Here is a 15,873-nt window from a genome sequence, read left to right on the forward strand (position 1 = left end):
TCCTTACGTACGGGGGTGGGTTACCGGGCGGCGCGCAGCTCGCGCGGGAGCCAGCCGAAGGCGTCGGCGCTGGCGCCGTTCGCCGGGCGGTACTCGAGGCCGATCCGGCCGGTGTAGCCGGCGGCGGTGAGGCGGGCGAGCAGGTCCTCGGTGTCGAGGCTCCCGGTGCCGGGCTCGTTGCGGCCGGGGTTGTCGGCGATCTGCACGTGGCCGATGCGGTCGGCGTAGGTGTCGATGACGGCGGGCAGGTCCTCGCCGTTCTTCGCCAGGTGGTAGAGGTCGCAGAGGAGGCGCGCGTTGCCGAGGCCGGTGGCGGCGTTGACCCTGTCGACGACCTCGACGGCGGCCGCGGCGGAGACCAGCGGGTAGTCGGGGGACTCGTCGCGGTTGAGCGCCTCGACGAGGAGGACGGCGCCGATGCCGTGCGCGGCCTGCGCGGCGAAGGCGAGGTTGTCCAGCGCGAGGGCGTCCTGCACGGCGGGGTCGGTGCCCGCGACGCGGTTGCCGTAGAGGGCGTTGAGGGCGGTGGCGCCGAGGGATCCGGCGAGGGCGGCGGCGACCGGGACGTTGGCCAGGAAGCGGTCGCTCTCGGCGGGGAGGGAGAGGGTGCCGCGCCCGCCCCGGACGAGGTCGTCCAGGAGGTTGAGCCCGGTGAGCTGCACGCCGGCGCCGGTGAAGGCGGCGCGGAGCGCGTCGAGGTCGGCGGGGGCCGGGTCGTGCTCCTCGCCGAAGGGCCACCAGAGCTCGGCGGCGGTGAAGCCCGCGGCGGCCGCGGCGGCGGGCCTCTCCAGCAGGGGCAGTTCGCCGAACAGGATCGACAGGTTGACCGTGTAGCTGTGCGCGGCGGCGGCGGTCACGTACGTCACCTTCCCTCTCTTCCGTCCCGGCTTCCACGATACGGAAGAGGGATTCTGCTTGGTGGAAGCTTCGCCGAGGCCCCGCGGGCCCGTCAAGGCCGTCGCAACATTTTGTTGAAGCGCCCGAAGGCGCCGGTCACCGGCGCCCTGCGACTGTCCGATCGCCCAGCCTCGGCCGCCCGGGCACCCGCTCGCTAGAGTGAGCGGGTGCGATTGATGGTGGAGTTCACGACAGAACCGTTCGAGCTGGACGGCTTCCCCGACCACGCCAGGGCGGCCCGCCGCGCCGTGGACGAGGCCGGCCTCGCCGTCTCCGTCGGCCCGTTCGGCACCAGTGCCGAGGGCGAGGCCGAGCAGGCCCTGGCCGCCGTCACCCGCCTGCTGCGCGACACCCTCGACGCCGGGGCCACCCGGATCTCCGTCCAGGTCAGCGTGCTCGGCGACGGGCGGCCCGGCCCGGCGGAAGGCGACGCACCGTGAGCGGCACCCCGGAGCACCCGCTCACCGCCGCGATAAGACCGCTGCTCGACGCGGTCGGCGCGACCGCCGTCGACCCCGCCGAGGCCCGGCCCGACGACGTCGTGCTCGCCTGGGACGGCGCCCCCGCGATCGCCGTCCGGCTGCCGCACCTGAGCAGCGCCCTCGACCGGCTGCTCGCCGAGATGGCCCGGCAGTACGACGGCCGCCCGCTCGCCGAGCTCGACCGCGCCGAGAAGCAGCGGGTCGTCGCCCTGCTGGAGGAGCGCGGCGCGTTCACCGTGCGGCACGGCGTGGAGACGGTCGCCTCGGCGCTCGGGGTCAGCCGCTTCACCGTCTACAACTACCTGAACCGCCAGCAGGACGGTCCGCGCAAGGACTGACGGCACGGCCTGCGCGCCCGAGTCTGCGCCCCCGCCCGCGGCCCGCCCATTGGCGGATCACACACGACATGCACCGGTAACCGGGCCCGCCGCAAAACGTAACCACCAACCGTTCAACAAAGTGTTGACCGTGCGGGGTGGTGGATCTAGCTTGTGCGAGTGGCACCACTCGTCAGGAGGTCCACCCGTGACCAGCCAACCCCCCGACTCCCCCGCCGGCACCAGGGCGCTCGCCGACCTGGCGGCGGCCCCGGCCGCCGGACTGCGGGAGACGCTGCTGGAGATCTGCTCCAGCCCCGCCTGGGCCGACGCCGTCGCGGCCGGCCGGCCCTGGCCCGACCGGGCCGCCCTGCACGCCGCCAACGCGGCGGCCACGGCGGCCCTCACCCCCGGTGACCTCGCCGACGCGATGGCCGGCCACGCCAGGATCGGCACCCCGAAGCCCGGCGACGCCACCTCCGCCCGCGAACAGGCCGGGGTGGACGGCGCCGACCCCGCACTCCTCGACGCCCTGCACGAGGCCAACGCGGCCTACGAGGCCAGGTTCGGCCACGTCTTCCTGATCTGCGCGACCGGCCGCACCGCCGCGACGATGCTCGCCGCCCTGCGCGAGCGGTACCCGCACGACGCCGCCACCGAGGCGGAGATCGTCCGCGGCGAACTGCGCAGGATCAACGACATCCGCATCGACCGACTGCTCGACGGGCCGTGACGTGCCGCCGGCAGACCGGCCCCCTGCCATCAGTAAGGTTCCTCCGCCCATGACTGGCATCTCCACGCACGTGCTCGACACCAGCCTCGGCCGCCCGGCCGAGGGCGTCCCCGTCGAGCTGGCACTGCACACCGAGGGTGGCTGGCAGGTGCTCGGCACCTCCGCCACGGACTCCGACGGCCGGGTCAGGGACCTGCCGGCCGTGGAGGCGGGCTCGGTCGTCCGGCTCCTCTTCGACACCGCCGCGCACTACGCGCGGACGTCCGAGGAGGCGCCGTTCTTCCCCGAGGTCGCGATCGTCTTCACGGTCGCGCCCGCGCAGCACCACTACCACGTGCCGTTGCTGCTCAACCCGTTCGGCTACTCGGTCTACCGCGGAAGCTAGTAGGCCGGCCTCACAGATCAGGAGCCAGGTCATGGCCCATGTGCTCGGTCAGAACCAGTACGGCAAGGCGGAGAACCGGATCGTCCGCGTCTACCGCGACTCCACCCGCCACGAGATCAAGGACCTGAACGTCTCGGTCGCCCTGTCCGGCGACTTCGACGACGTCCACCTCACCGGCTCCAACGCCAACTGCCTGCCCACCGACACCACCAAGAACACCGTGTACGCCTTCGCCAAGGAGTACGGGATCGACTCCGCGGAGGCCTTCGGCATCACCCTGGCGAGGCACTTCGTCGACAGCGCCGAGCCGGTGCGCCGGGCGCGGATCCGCATCGAGGAGTACTCCTGGGACCGTATCCGCACCCCGGACAGCTCCGCCCGCTTCATCGGCTCCGAGGAGGTCGGCCACTCCTTCGTCCGCACCGGCCAGGAGACCCGCACCTCCGAGATCGTCTACGACGGCGACCGCGTCCAGGTCGTCTCCGGCCTCAAGGACCTCGTCGTCATGAACTCCACCAACTCGGAGTTCTGGGGCTACATCAAGGACCGCTACACCACCCTCCAGGAGGCGTACGACCGCATCCTGGCCACCCAGGTGACGGCCCGCTGGGCGTACGGCTACACCGGCCGTGACGACGAGCAGCAGCCCAACTGGAACCGCTCCTACACCCACGTGAAGCGCCACCTGCTGGAGGCCTTCGCCGAGACGTACTCCTACTCGCTGCAGCAGACCCTGCACGCGATGGGCACCCGGGTGCTCAACAACCGGGCCGAGGTGGACGAGGTCCGCCTCGAACTCCCCAACAAGCACCACTTCCTCGTGGACCTCAGCCCGTTCGGCCTCGAGAACGAGAACGAGGTGTACTACGCCGCCGACCGGATGTACGGCCTGATCGAGGGCACCGTCCACCGCGAGGGCGTCGTCCCGGTCATCCCGGTCGCCTGAGGCCGGCCGCCCCGCACCGGCCGCCGGCCGCGCCCGCACCACCCCCGGTGCCCGCACCCCCCTCACCCCCGCCCCAAGGAGTCACCCCATGGCAGTCCAGCCGCCGCCCGCCGACCAGCGGATCGTGATCGAGAACGTCGCCGTGGCGACGGTCGACGCGAACGACACCGAGTACGCCCGCGGCCACGTGGTGATCCTCGGCAACACGATCGAGTCGGTCGGCGACGGCCCCGCCCCGCAGTGGCTGGACAACGTCGTGCGCCGGATCAACGGCGAGGGCCACCTGGTCACCCCCGGGCTGGTCAACACCCACCACCACTTCTACCAGTGGATCACCCGCGGCCTCGCCCAGGACAGCATCCTCTTCGACTGGCTGGTGGCGCTCTACCCGACCTGGGCCCGGATCGACGACCGGCTCGTGCACGCCGCCACCCAGGGCTCGGCCGCGGCCCTGCTCAAGTCCGGCTGCACCACCGCCTCCGACCACCACTACGTCTTCCCGCAGGGCGCCGGCGACATCCTCGGCGCCTCCATCGAGGGCGTGCAGGAGCTCGGCCTGCGCTTCACCGCCCTGCGCGGCTCGATGGACCGCAGCAAGAAGGACGGCGGCCTGCCGCCGGACCACGCGGTCGAGCGCACGGAGGACATCCTCGTCGCCTCCGAGGCGGCCGTCGACCGGTGGCACGACGCCTCGTTCGGCTCGATGCTGCACGTCGCGATCGCCCCCTGCTCACCGTTCTCGGTCTCCACCGAACTCATGCGCGAGGCCGCCCTGCTGGCCCGCCGCAAGGGTGTACGGCTGCACACCCACGGCTCCGAGACGGCCGAGGAGGAGCAGTTCTGCAAGGAGCTGTTCGGCATGGGCCCCACCGACTACTTCGAGTCGACCGGCTGGCTCGGCGAGGACGTCTGGATGGCCCACTGCGTCCACATGAACGACTCCGACATCGCGAAGTTCGCCGAGACCGGCACCGGCGTCGCCCACTGCCCGTCGTCCAACGCCCGGCTCGCGGCGGGCATCGCCCGCGTGCCCGACATGCTGAGGGCCGGCGTGCCCGTCGGCCTGGGCGTCGACGGCACCGCCTCCAACGAGTCCGGCGAGCTCGGCACCGAACTCCGCAACGCCCTGCTCATCAACCGGCTGCACGGCCGGCCCGACGCCATGACGGCTCGTCAGGCACTGCGCCTGGGCACCATGGGCGGCGCCCGGGTGCTCGGCCGGCAGCACGAGATCGGCTCCATCGAGGCCGGCAAGCTCGCCGACCTCGCCCTGTGGAAGGTCGACGGCATCCTGCACTCCTCGATCGCCGACCCGATCGCCGCCCTCACCCTCGGCGCCCTGCCCCCGCTCGCCGCACTCTTCGTCAACGGCAACGCCGTCGTCGAGCGGGGCGTGCTCACGACCGTCGACGAGGACCGCATCGCCCTCGCCTGCGCCCGCGCCGCCAAGGAGCTCGCCGCCCGCGCCTGACGCGCCCACCCGAACTCCGGGCCGTACCAGGGACGGTACGCCACCCGGACTCCGCAGGCCCCCGGGCCGCACGGAGCGCCGCCCCCGGACCCACGGCGAGGGTCCGGGGGCTGTGACGCGCCCGCGGGCCGGCCGTCCGGGACGGGACCGCCGCTCAGGCCACGGCACCCGCCGGCTCCGGACGGCCCGCGGCGGTCAGCCCGAACACCTCGGCGAGCAGCCGGTACGAGGCCACCCGGTCAGCCGGGTCGTGCGCCACGGTGTTGACCACGATCTCGTCCACCCCGTGCGCCGCCGCCAGACCGAGCAGCTCCGCCCGCACCTGCTCGGGCGTACCCGCCACCAGTGCACGGGAGTTGGCCGCGGCCCGCTCCGACTCGGCGGGCGTCCACCGGTGCCGGCGGGCGTCCTCCGGCGGGCCGATCGGCCGGTCGACGCCCAGGTCCTTGCGGCTGCGCCACAGCAGGAACGACGCCGCCAGCGCGCGCGCCCGCGCCTCGGTGTCCGCCGCGATCACCCGCACCGCCAGCGCACCGCCCGTCGCGTCGCCCGGCGCACCGCCCGTCGCGTCGCCCGCCGCCGTGGCACCGCCCTGCCGGTACGTGCGCATCGCCGGGTCCGCCAGCTCCGGCCGCAGGAAGTGCGCGAACGCGAACCGCGTACCGAGGTACGACGCCAGCTCCGCCGAGCCCGTGCCCGCACCGAGCAGCCACACCTCCGGCGGCCGGTACCCCTCGTACGGCTGCGCCACCAGGCGCAGCACCTGCGCCACCTGCTCGGGGAAGCGGTGGCCCGGCCCGCCCGCCCGGCCGAGGCCGAGGTCGACCCGGCCCGGGTGCAGCCCGGCCAGCAGCCGGAACACCTCCGCCACCTTCGGCGCCGGGTAGCGCGGCAGCAGCACACCGCCGGAGCCGACCCGCAGCCGCCGCGTACGGCCCAGCAGCGCGGCCACCAGGATCTCCGGCGCGGTGCCCGCGAAGCTCGGCGAGTCGTGGTGCTCCGCCACCCAGTAGCGGTGGTAGCCGAGCGCGTCCGCCTCGGCGGCGAGGCCGAGCGTCGCCTGCAGGGCGTCCGCCGGGGTGCCGCCCTCCGACACCGGCGACTGGTCGAGCACGGAGAGGACGGTCATCGGGGGGCTCCGTCCACGGTGGCCGGCACGATGCGGAAGTCGCGCTGGAACACCAGGTTGTGAAGGTCCGCGGCGGCGATCGCCCGCAGCGTCGGCAGCTCCTGCGCCGCCTGCTCGTCGGTGAAGGCGTTCAGCGGCCACTCGCCGACGGTGGCGCCCTGGAGGTGCGGGTGGTGGAACCCGGCGCCGTAGAACGCCCGCAGGGTGATCGGGGCGATCCCGGCGGCCCGCTGGTCGGGCCAGCTCAGCGCCCACACCGCGTCGAGGCCGCCGTCGGGCGTGCGGCGCAGCCCGGTGGCGGTCACGGTGCCGGTGCCGAGCAGCAGGTCGGCGTCGAACTCGTCCAGCACCTGCCGGGCGTACGGGTCGAGCAGCGCGACGGTGGCGGCGAAGTGCCGTTCCTTGCCCTGCCGCGAGGCGGCGTCGCCGTGCGTGCCGTCGCGCAGGTCCGCGAAGTGGCGCAGCAGTGCGGCGGTGGGGCCGGGGGCGGTGGTCCGGCTCATGCTGACCTCCTGTAGTGGTCGGAGTAGGCGGTGCCCAGCCAGTCGCGCAGGCCGGGGTCGGTGAGGAAGGTGCCGTGCGGCAGGCCGTCGAACTCCCGTAGCTCGACGGTGTTGCCGGCCGCGTGCAGCAGGGCGGCGTAGCCGCGGACGTCGTCGGCGACCGGGTCGGCGCCGCCGACGGCGAGCACCGCCGGGGCGAGCCCGCCGAGGTCGTCGCTCTCGTGCGGCGTGCTGTAGAGCGGGGTGGCGCCGTGCGCGGCGGGGTGCCGCGGCGAGGCTCCCCGGTGGTCGCGCCAGGCCGAGATCAGGCCCGCGCGGCTCGGGAACGCCAGCGGGTGCCGGCGGTAGGACGGTGCCCGGCACTCCGGGTCGATCGGCGGGTAGGCCAGCACCTGGGCGGCGAGCGGGCGGCGGCGGTCGCGCCAGACGAGGGCGGCGCAGGCGGCGAGGGTGCCGCCGGCGCTGTCGCCGCCGACCGCGACCGGGGTGGGCGACTGCGACTGCGCCCAGTCGAGGGCGGTCAGCACGTCGACCAGGGCGGCCGGATGCCGGTGCCCGGGGGCGAGGCGGTAGTCGACGCTGACGACGGTGGCGCCGGCCGCGGCGGCGAGGTCGGCGGTGCCGTCGTGCCAGCCGTCCACCGAACCGGCCCGCCAGCTGCCGCCGTGCGCCCAGACCAGCCAGCCGTGCGGCGCCGGGTCCGGGCGGAACACCCGGACGTGCAGCTCGCGTCCGGCGGCGGGCAGGGCCAGGGACTGCCAGCGGACGCCGGGCGACCCGCGGAGATCGGGCACGGACATGGGTGTTCCTCTCCCTGGAGGCCTGGTGGGCGCCGTCACGGCGGGCTCCCGCCGCCGGGGCCCGCGGGTGTCCCGGGGCGGCGGCGGAGGAGGACGCGGGGGGGGCCTGCCGGAATCGGCGGCCGGGGCCCGCGGCGTGGTTCCAGTCTCCCCCGCCACGGCCCCGCCCGGGGGCTCCGAACCTGTCCCTGTCAGGGGCAGGCACCGGCTCGGGGCCGTACGGGCGGGGCCGTGGCGGGGCGCGGCTCCGTGTGGTGCCCGGTGCGGTGTCCGGCGTGGCCGGCGCGGTGCTCGGCGCGCGGTGCTCAGCGCGCGGCGGGCGGCGCGTGCACCGGCTCGCGGCCGGCGCCCGGCGCGTCCTCGGCCGCCGGGCGCGGCACGGGCAGGGTGACCCGGCGCCGGCTGCGGCTCCAGCGGCGCATCGCCGGCTGCTCCACGAAGGTGTGCAGCAGCCATCCGCCGAGCAGCGTCACCGCGAGGAAGCCGAGGATGACCAGGAAGCCCGTCGGGGTGGAGAAGCGGGTGTCCTCGAAGAGCGAGCGCAGCCAGAAGATCGCGATGCCCTGGCAGAGGTAGAAGCCGAAGGAGATCTCGCCGAGGAACACCATGACCCGGCTGCGCAGCCAGCCCCCGCGGCCCTCCACGTCGGTGACGGCGACGGCCGAGATCAGGGCGCCGATCGGCACGATGGTCGCGGCGACGAAGCTGTACTGGAACGGCACGTACCAGGCGGCGGCGTAGCCTGCGGCCGTCAGCGCGAGCGAGGGCAGCACGCCGAGAGCCCGCGGCCACCGGCCGGCCAGGACGATCCGGGCGAGCAGCATGCCGAGCACGAACTCGAAGAGCCGACCGGGCGGGAAGAGGTAGCCGAACCAGAACTGCGTGTCGGAGACCGGGGTGATGGCCGACTTCGGGGTGGCCGGCACGAGGTACGTCGAGACGAGCTGCACGGCGATCGTGCCGGCGACCATCAGGGCCGACCAGAACCAGAGCCGGCGCTCGGCGATCCGCCGGACGGGGCCGATGATCAGCGGGAAGGCCAGGTAGAAGAGCAGTTCGCTGCCGAGCGACCAGGTGGGCGGGTTGACGGAGAGGTTGATCTCCGGCTGCGGGAAGAACGTGTGCAGCAGGAACAGGTTGGAGAGCCAGCCGGCGGTGGGCGCCATGGCCCCGGCGAAGAGCAGCATCGCCAGCACCCACACCACGAGGTGGTTGGGGAAGATCTTCATCAGCCGGCGGCGGAGGAAGGCCGTGGTGCGCTCGCCCGGCTTGGCGGCCCAGGCCAGCACGAAGCCGCTGAGCACGAAGAAGAACGACACCCCGAGGTAGCCGGCCTTCACGAACAGCCACTCGTAGGCGTGGGCGACGCCCTCGTCGGCGAACGGGTTGATCGGACGGTTCGGCGGTATCGGGGAGTTGGAGAGCCCGGTGTGGAAGAAGAAGACCATCAGGGCGGCCAGGAAGCGGAGGCCGGTCAGCGAGGGAAGTCTCGGCCGGCCCTTCGGGGCGGCGGAGATCGGTGCCGGTGCGGGCATGGCGGGTTCGGCCTTTCGGGCTGGGGGCTCGGATCTCGGACGGTGCGGCTGGGGCTGTGCGGCTGCGGTGCGGCGGGTCCGTCGCTGCGCGGTGGGGCGGGTCCGTCGCTGCGGGGTGCGGCGGGTCCGTCGCTGCGCGGTGCGGCGGGTCCGTCGCTGCGCGGTGCGGCGGGTGGGACGGCGGCCGGGGCGCGGTGGGGGTGGCGGCCCCGGCCGCCGGGGCGGCCGAGCGGGGTGGTCGGACGGCTGCCGGGCACGCGGTCGGGTGGGGTACCGCGGGCGGGTCAGGCGGTGCCGCCGGCCTGCTCGGTCTCGTTGCGGTGGAGGACGATCTTGGCGTCCTTCGCCACGTAGTAGTTCTGCACCGAGTAGGCGATGGTGGCGAAGTCGAGCCGGCCGTCGCCGCTGAAGTCGGCGGTGGCGATCCGGGCCACCGACTCGTCGGAGACCCGCCACTTGGCGAACACGCCGTTGGCGAGGTCCAGCGCCTTGTAGTACATGACGCCCTGCCAGGGCATCGGGCCGCGCAGGGCCACCAGGAACTCGTCCTCGCCGTCGCCGTCGAAGTCGGCGCAGACGATCTGGTGGCCGGGGCCCTCGCCGTTCTCGTTCGGGTCGCCGTAGACGTCCAGCAGGAAGCGCTTCCAGACGGCCTCGGCCGCGGGGACGGCCGGGTCCTCCTTGACGTAGACGGCGACGGTGTTGCCGTGGAAGGGCTCGATGGCGGCGACGTACGCCATCGGGTCGTCGCCGATCCGGCCGGCGTTGAGGTCGCCGCTGCCGCGGAATCCGGTCCGCTCGAACTGGCCGAGCTCGCCGGTGCCGATGAGCGTGCGCACCCAGGTCTCGTGCTGCTCGTCCCAGTGCAGCCAGGTGACGCCCTCGTCGGAGGCGAGCAGCAGGGAGTCGAGGTCGGAGCCGGGTATCAGGCCGGCCTTCTTCTCCGCGCCGTGGATCATGCGGAAGTGGCTGTCGTCGACGACGGTCATCGGCCACTCCTCGGCGGTGAGCACGTCGTCGGGCTGGGTGAACATCACCACCGGCAGCACCGCGTGCACGTCCTCCTTGGCGACGATCGGCAGGCCGAGCACCTGGAGCCGGTCGGTGCGGGTGAAGTGGCCGACCCGCAGCCGGTGCATGCCGGTGGCGCGGCCGATGTAGTGGCGCTTCCAGCGGCTCTCGTCCTTCTCGGGCTGGCCGGGGTTCTCCAGCCAGTCGATCTTGCCGCCGGAGGTGTCGGCGTCGACGATCGTGCCGACCGGTCCGTACAGCTCGTAGCAGAGCACGATGTCGGGTCGGCCGTTGCCGCTGATGTCGGCGTAGTCGGCGCCGACGGGCATCCGGATGCGGTCCGCGACGAGGCGGCGCTCCCACTTCTCGGTGCTGCGGTACCAGTACACCTCGCCGAGGCGCAGGCCGTAGCCGAACAGGTCGGGGGTGCCGTCCCCGTCGATGTCGGGAGCCTCCAGCCAGTAGCCGTCGCGCAGTTGGTCGGCGACCACCTCGGGCGTGAACTTCGGAATGCTGACCATTTTCCTTCTACCTCTCCTCGTGGTATTCGACGGCGAGCCACACGCAGTCGGTGTCGGCCTTGTACTGGTGCCAGGGATAGGTGAATTCTCCGTCGGCACCTATTTCACAGAACGGTTCGTGGGTGTTTCCGGGGGCGAGCAGGACGTCCTCGTGGAGCGTGCCGTGGTCGTCCGCGCGGAATTTCTGCATCCGGCCCGTCCCGAACACCTGGGTGTGCACCTCCAGGAAGGCGTGCCGGTGGTGGATGCGGCAGTCGGTGCCGGCCGGGGCGAACCAGAGGTTGACCTTCAGCCGGTACGGCCGCGGACGTCCGCCGCCGGGGCCTCCGAGCAGCGCCTCCGGGGTGAGCTCCACCGTTCCGAGGTCGTGCTGCGGCCCGCGCCACAGCGGGGTCTCCGGGGGGAAGCCCGGCAGCAGGCCGGCCAGCAGGTGCCAGCCGGGCTCGCGGGTGAGGGCGGCGGCGTCCGCGGTCTCGGCCGTCCGCAGCACCAGCAGCCGGTCGGTGTGCTCGACGGCGGTGTCGTGCAGCACGGCCGAGCCGAGCGGCGGGATCGCCTTCCGCGGGTGTTCGGCGACCACGGCCGGCCGGGCGCCGGTGTTGACGACGATCGCGCGGCCCCCGATGCGGTGCGTGCCGGCGCCGGCGACCTCCTCCGCCGCCAGGGACGGCCCGCCGAGGCCGGGCAGCGGCACGGTGCGGCCGGTCACGGCCGCGGGCTCAGCCACCGGCGTACGCGGCCGGGGCGGGGCCCGCGAGCGCGACGGAGAGCCGGTCGATGGCGCTGCCGGGCACGAACGGGACGACCGCCGGGCCCTCGTCGAAGAAGTGCGCGATGGAGCCGACGGTGCGCTCCACGGCCCGCCCGTCGCCGTACGGGCTCGCCGCCTCGGCCATCCGCGCGTACTGCTCGGGGTCGTGGAGCAGCTTCAAGGCCTCGGCGACGATGCCCTCGGTGGTGCGGCCGACGAGGCGGGCCGTGCCCGCGATGACGGCCTCGGGGCGCTCGGTGATCTCGCGCAGCACCAGGGTGGGCTTGCCGAGGGCCGGACCCTCCTCCTCCGCGCCGCTGCTGTCGGAGACGATGACGTCGGCGCGCTTCATGAGGCGGCAGAAGCTCAGGTAGGGCAGCGGGTCGATCACGGTGACGCCCGGGTGCGAGCCGACGAGCGGCAGCAGGGCCTCCCGGACGACCGGGTTGCGGTGCAGCGGCAGGACGACGCGCACGGCGGGGTCGTCGGCCAGCGTGGCCAGCGCGCGGCCGATCTCCGGCAGGTGCTGCCACGACTCCCGCCGGTGGGCGGAGGCGAGCACGACGCGGCGCGGGTCGTCGTCGAGGTCGTCGAGGGCCGGGTCCCCGTAGTCCCGGCCGAGCTCGCAGCCCCGGCGCAGGGCGTCGATGACGGTGTTGCCGGTGACGACGATCCGGTCGGGGCTGATGCCCTCGCGGATGAGGTTGCCGGCGTTGCCGGGGGTCGGGGCCAGGTGCAGCGCGGAGATCTGGGCGACGAGCCGGCGGTTGGCCTCCTCGGGGAAGGGCGAGTGCAGGTTGCCGCTGCGCAGTCCGGCCTCCACGTGGATCACCGGGATGCCGTGCTGGAAGCCGGCCAGGGCGCCCGCCAGGGTGGCGCCGGTGTCGCCGTGCACCATGACGGCGTCGGCGCCGGCCGGGCGCAGGTGCTCGGAGAGGCCGCGCAGCGAGCGGTAGGTGACCTGGCTGAGCGACTGGCGGGGCGCCATGATCTCCAGGTCGATGTCGGGGCGCAGGCCGAACGCGTCGAGGGTCTCGTCGAGCATCTGGCGGTGCTGGCCGGTGGAGACGACGACGGGACGGAAACGCGGGTCGTCCTTGAGGGCCTGAATGACGGGGGCGAGCTTTATCGCCTCCGGCCTGGTGCCCAGAACAATGGTGATGGTTCGCATCGATTCGCCTTTCACGGGGTCGAATTCCGGTTGATCGGGCGTGCCATCAGCTTCCCTTTCCCGGCGGCCCGGCGTCAACGAATTCCCGTTGCACACCGGGGGCCCGGAAAAGCAATCCGCCGCGGGCCGGAAATGGCCCGCGGCGGACAGGGAAATGCTGTTTCCCGGCCGGCGGCCGCAGGGGTGCGGGCCGGATCGGGCGACGGAGGATCGGCGCCCCGCAGCACGCGGGACGGAGGGCCGCCCGAGCGGCGGGGAGGGTGCGGGAGGGAGGGTCAGCGGGCCGGCTTCACGGACAGCGAGTGGCGGAAGTAGTCGGTCGGGTCGTACCGGCGCTTGACCTGCTGGAGGCGCGGGTAGTTGCCCTTGTAGTAGAGCTCCGTCCAGGGCACGCCGGAGCGGTTGTGCGCGGGGTCGGCGACGTCGGTGTCGGGGTAGTTGATGTAGCAGCCGTCGTGGCGGTCGTCGGGCACGGGCACGCCGCCGGTCCCGGCGAAGAACTCCTCGTAGATGCCGCGGGCCCAGCCGAGTGCGGCGTCGTCGCCGGCCGCGTCGTGCCAGAACGTCTGGAAGCACATCTTGAAGACGGAGTTGCGCTGCGCGTTGGCGGTGGCGTCCGGCGCGGCGGCGTTGACCTGCCCGCCGAAGGAGAACAGCACGATCATCGTGTCGGGGTTCCAGTAGTCCGCGCCGCTCATGCGGCGGTACATCACGGAGATCTGCCGGTCGGTGAAACTCCGGCGCATGTAGGCGGACTTGTGGGCGCCGCGGGCGGTCGGGTCGGTGATGGTCGGGTTGTTGGTGCCGACCAGGCGGGTGGCCTGCAGCCAGGGCATCCGGCGGGGTGCGGCGAGCTGCGGCATGGCGGTGAGCTCGCCGGACGGCCGGGTCATGGCGGTGGGGCTGATGCCGGTGCCGGCGGTGATCGCGGCGAGGTAGTCGGCGAGCAGCTTGTCGGCGCCGGGCACGGTGGCGTCGACCTGGGTGAACATGTCGAGGGTGCCGTGCGCCTTGTGGCACACGTTGAAGAGGCTGCTGAGCGCGGTGTACGGGCTGTCGGGGCCGCTGTTGGCCTCGTGCCAGGCGCCGAAGTTGCGCAGCAGCCGGGTGAAGCGGCTCTCCGTCATGTCCGCCCAGGGGAAGGAGACCGCGGAGACGAGCACGGTCGACGGCGGCTGCACGAGCAGCTTCGACGGGTCGTTGCCGGTCGCCCCCGGCGACCGGAACCAGTACCGGGTGACGAGGCCGAAGTTGCCGCCCCCGCCGCCGGTGTGGGCCCACCAGAGGTCGCGGTTCGGGTCGTCGGCCTCCCGGGTGGCGACGACCGTGCGGACCTTGCCGGCGGCGTCCACCACGACGACCTCCACCGCGTACAGGTGGTCGACGACGAGGCCGTGGGCGCGGGAGAGCAGGCCGTAGCCGCCGCCGGCGATGTGGCCGCCCGCGCCGACGCTGTAGCAGATGCCGCCGGGCACGGTGACGCCCCAGCCCTTGTAGAGCGCCTCGTAGACGTTGAGCAGCCGGGCGCCGGGTTCGACGGCGAAGGCCCGCATCCGGGCGTCGTAGGTGACGCCGGTCATCTCGGAGAAGTCGAGCACGACCTCGACCTCGGGGTTGCACACGAAGTCGGCGAAGCAGTGGCCGCCGCTGCGCAGCGACACCCGCTTGCCCTGGCGGACGGCGTCGCGCAGGGCGCGCTCGGCGTCGGCGGTGGAGCGGATCATCCGGACGTAGTCGGGGCGGGCGACGAACCGCTGGTTGTTGCCGGTCGTGAGCATGGCGTAGCGCGGGTCGTCGGGGCGTATCGTCGCGCCGGCCTCGGGGGCGGGGGCGCCGCCTGCCGCGGCGGCGACCGTGGTGGCCAGGGTTCCGGCCACCGCCGTGCTGCCGAGCACGGCGGCCGAACGGGAGAGCATCGTACGGCGGTTGACACCAGTCATCGTTGCACCTCGATCAGGGGGGCGGTTGCGGGGAGGGGGTCGGACGCGGCCGGGCGCGGGGCCCGGTCGAGGAGTCCGGAGAGCAGGGCGGTACCGAGGCCGGCGGCGACGAGGGCCGCGCCGACCAGGGTGGGGGCGGTCCAGCCGAGCCCGCCGTCGATGGCGAGCCCGCCGAGCCAGGCGCCCAGGGCGTTGCCCAGGTTGAACGCGCCGATGTTCGCGGCCGAGGCGAGCGCCGGGGCGCCCTCGGCCTTGGTCATCACCCGCATCTGCAGGGGCGGCACGGTGGCGAAACCGGCGATGCCGAAGAGGGCGAGGGTGACGGCGGCGGGGATCCTCGCGTGGGCGGTGAAGTTCAGGGCCACCAGCACCAGGGCGAGCACCGTGAGGATGACATACAGGCTCGGCATGAGTCGACGGTCGGCGGCGCGGCCGCCGAGCACGTTGCCCACGCACAGGCCGGTGCCGAAGAGCACGAGCAGCCAGGTCACGGAGGACTCCCCGAAGCCGGCCACCTCGGTCATCATCGGCGCCACGTAGGTGAACGCGGCGAAGACGCCGCCGAAGCCGAACATCGTGGTGGCCAGCGCCAGCCAGACCTGGCCGCGGCGGAACACCGCGAGTTCGCGCCGGATGCCGCCCGCCGGGGGCCGTGGCTGGCGTGGCACGAGGGCGGCGATCCCGGCGATGCCGAGCAGGCCGAGCGCGGTGACGGCCCAGAAGGTGGAGCGCCAGCCGAGGTGCTGGCCGAGGGCGGTGCCGAGCGGCACGCCGAGCACGTTGGCGACGGTGAGGCCGGTGAACATCATGGCGATCGCCCCGGCCCGCCGGTCGGGTGCGACGAGGTCGGCGGCGACCACGGAGCCGATGCCGAAGAAGGCGCCGTGGCAGAGCGCCGCGACGACGCGTCCGGTCATCAGCAGGGCGTAGGTGTCGGCGAGGGCGCAGAGCAGGTTGCCCGCGACGAAGACGCCCATCAGGGCGAGCAGCATGGTCTTGCGGGGCAGCCGGGCGCCGGCGGCGGTGGTCAGCGGGGCGCCGACGGTGACGCTCAGGGCGTAGCCGGTGACCAGCAGGCCGGCGGACGGGACGGAGACGGACAGGTCGCCGGCGACCTGCGGCAGCAGGCCGACGATGACGAACTCCGTGGTGCCGATCCCGAACGCTCCGACGGCGAGGGCGAGCAGGGCGAGCGGCATCACAACTCCTTTCTGGAGGGGGGCGGGAGGGAAACGCGTCCGGACGTGCCGAGGCGCGGTGGCGGTGCTGTACGGAGCACTG

At 73.8% G+C, this 15,873-nt stretch carries 16 protein-coding genes; 6 read left to right on the forward strand and 10 right to left on the reverse strand.

Translation table 11 applies throughout. The features are described 5' to 3' along the window. Window positions 1-20: 20 nt before the first annotated feature. Window positions 21-866: a TIM barrel protein gene (locus OG335_RS09865; protein WP_405010675.1), complete on the reverse strand. Its 846-nt coding sequence runs from the start codon at window positions 864-866 to the stop codon at window positions 21-23. 198 nt (window positions 867-1,064) lie between these two features. Here OG335_RS09865 and OG335_RS09870 point away from each other — a divergent pair, with 198 nt between their 5' ends. The 6 genes from OG335_RS09870 to OG335_RS09895 all read left to right on the forward strand — a co-directional run bounded on the left by OG335_RS09870 (window position 1,065) and on the right by OG335_RS09895 (window position 5,231). Beyond that, window positions 1,065-1,337: a thiamine-binding protein gene (locus OG335_RS09870; protein WP_405010676.1), complete on the forward strand. Its 273-nt coding sequence runs from the start codon at window positions 1,065-1,067 to the stop codon at window positions 1,335-1,337. After that, window positions 1,334-1,717 carry a helix-turn-helix domain-containing protein gene (locus tag OG335_RS09875; protein ID WP_405010677.1) on the forward strand — a complete coding sequence of 128 codons (384 nt, stop codon included), beginning with the start codon at window positions 1,334-1,336 and terminating at the stop codon, window positions 1,715-1,717. Before OG335_RS09870 ends, OG335_RS09875 begins: the two co-directional genes overlap by 4 nt. 187 nt (window positions 1,718-1,904) lie before the next feature. Further along, complete coding sequence (gene uraD / locus OG335_RS09880) at window positions 1,905-2,429, forward strand: 2-oxo-4-hydroxy-4-carboxy-5-ureidoimidazoline decarboxylase (protein ID WP_405010678.1); 525 nt, start codon at window positions 1,905-1,907, stop codon at window positions 2,427-2,429. A gap of 49 nt (window positions 2,430-2,478) precedes the next feature. After that, window positions 2,479-2,814 (forward strand): hydroxyisourate hydrolase, encoded by a 336-nt coding sequence (uraH, locus tag OG335_RS09885; RefSeq protein WP_405010679.1) that lies wholly within the window; start codon window positions 2,479-2,481, stop codon window positions 2,812-2,814. Between the two features lie 31 nt (window positions 2,815-2,845). Then, entirely contained in the window at window positions 2,846-3,760 is a 915-nt protein-coding gene (pucL, locus tag OG335_RS09890; protein ID WP_405010680.1) for a factor-independent urate hydroxylase, read from the forward strand. 88 nt (window positions 3,761-3,848) lie between these two features. Further along, window positions 3,849-5,231: an 8-oxoguanine deaminase gene (locus OG335_RS09895; protein ID WP_405010681.1), complete on the forward strand. Its 1,383-nt coding sequence runs from the start codon at window positions 3,849-3,851 to the stop codon at window positions 5,229-5,231. Window positions 5,232-5,385: 154 nt separating this feature from the next. Here the strand turns inward: OG335_RS09895 and OG335_RS09900 are convergent, their stop codons facing one another. The 9 genes from OG335_RS09900 to OG335_RS09940 all read right to left on the reverse strand — a co-directional run bounded on the left by OG335_RS09900 (window position 5,386) and on the right by OG335_RS09940 (window position 15,791). Further along, window positions 5,386-6,360, reverse strand: coding sequence for an MsnO8 family LLM class oxidoreductase (locus OG335_RS09900; protein ID WP_405010682.1), 975 nt, complete (start codon window positions 6,358-6,360; stop codon window positions 5,386-5,388). Beyond that, window positions 6,357-6,863, reverse strand: coding sequence for a hypothetical protein (locus tag OG335_RS09905; protein ID WP_405010683.1), 507 nt, complete (start codon window positions 6,861-6,863; stop codon window positions 6,357-6,359). The genes OG335_RS09900 and OG335_RS09905 overlap by 4 nt, the downstream gene beginning before the upstream one ends. Next, window positions 6,860-7,663, reverse strand: a complete 804-nt coding sequence (locus tag OG335_RS09910; protein ID WP_405010684.1) for an alpha/beta hydrolase fold domain-containing protein — start codon at window positions 7,661-7,663, stop codon at window positions 6,860-6,862. The genes OG335_RS09905 and OG335_RS09910 overlap by 4 nt, the downstream gene beginning before the upstream one ends. A 305-nt stretch (window positions 7,664-7,968) precedes the next feature. Further along, window positions 7,969-9,198: an acyltransferase family protein gene (locus OG335_RS09915; RefSeq protein WP_405010685.1), complete on the reverse strand. Its 1,230-nt coding sequence runs from the start codon at window positions 9,196-9,198 to the stop codon at window positions 7,969-7,971. A gap of 284 nt (window positions 9,199-9,482) precedes the next feature. Beyond that, window positions 9,483-10,730, reverse strand: coding sequence for an FG-GAP repeat domain-containing protein (locus OG335_RS09920; RefSeq protein ID WP_405010686.1), 1,248 nt, complete (start codon window positions 10,728-10,730; stop codon window positions 9,483-9,485). A gap of 7 nt (window positions 10,731-10,737) precedes the next feature. Then, window positions 10,738-11,457, reverse strand: a complete 720-nt coding sequence (locus tag OG335_RS09925) for a hypothetical protein (RefSeq protein ID WP_405010687.1) — start codon at window positions 11,455-11,457, stop codon at window positions 10,738-10,740. Further along, the gene (gene wecB / locus OG335_RS09930; protein WP_405010688.1) at window positions 11,450-12,652 is read right to left on the reverse strand and encodes a non-hydrolyzing UDP-N-acetylglucosamine 2-epimerase; all 1,203 of its coding nucleotides are present in this window, start codon (window positions 12,650-12,652) and stop codon (window positions 11,450-11,452) included. The genes OG335_RS09925 and wecB overlap by 8 nt, the downstream gene beginning before the upstream one ends. Window positions 12,653-12,927: 275 nt before the next feature. Further along, window positions 12,928-14,592, reverse strand: a complete 1,665-nt coding sequence (locus tag OG335_RS09935) for an FAD-dependent oxidoreductase (RefSeq protein ID WP_405010689.1) — start codon at window positions 14,590-14,592, stop codon at window positions 12,928-12,930. Beyond that, window positions 14,589-15,791, reverse strand: a complete 1,203-nt coding sequence (locus OG335_RS09940) for an MFS transporter (protein ID WP_405010690.1) — start codon at window positions 15,789-15,791, stop codon at window positions 14,589-14,591. Before OG335_RS09940 ends, OG335_RS09935 begins: the two co-directional genes overlap by 4 nt. Window positions 15,792-15,873: the final 82 nt, after the last annotated feature.

Origin of the sequence: Kitasatospora sp. NBC_01539 (assembly GCF_045040525.1) — a bacterium.
GTDB lineage: Bacteria > Actinomycetota > Actinomycetes > Streptomycetales > Streptomycetaceae > Kitasatospora.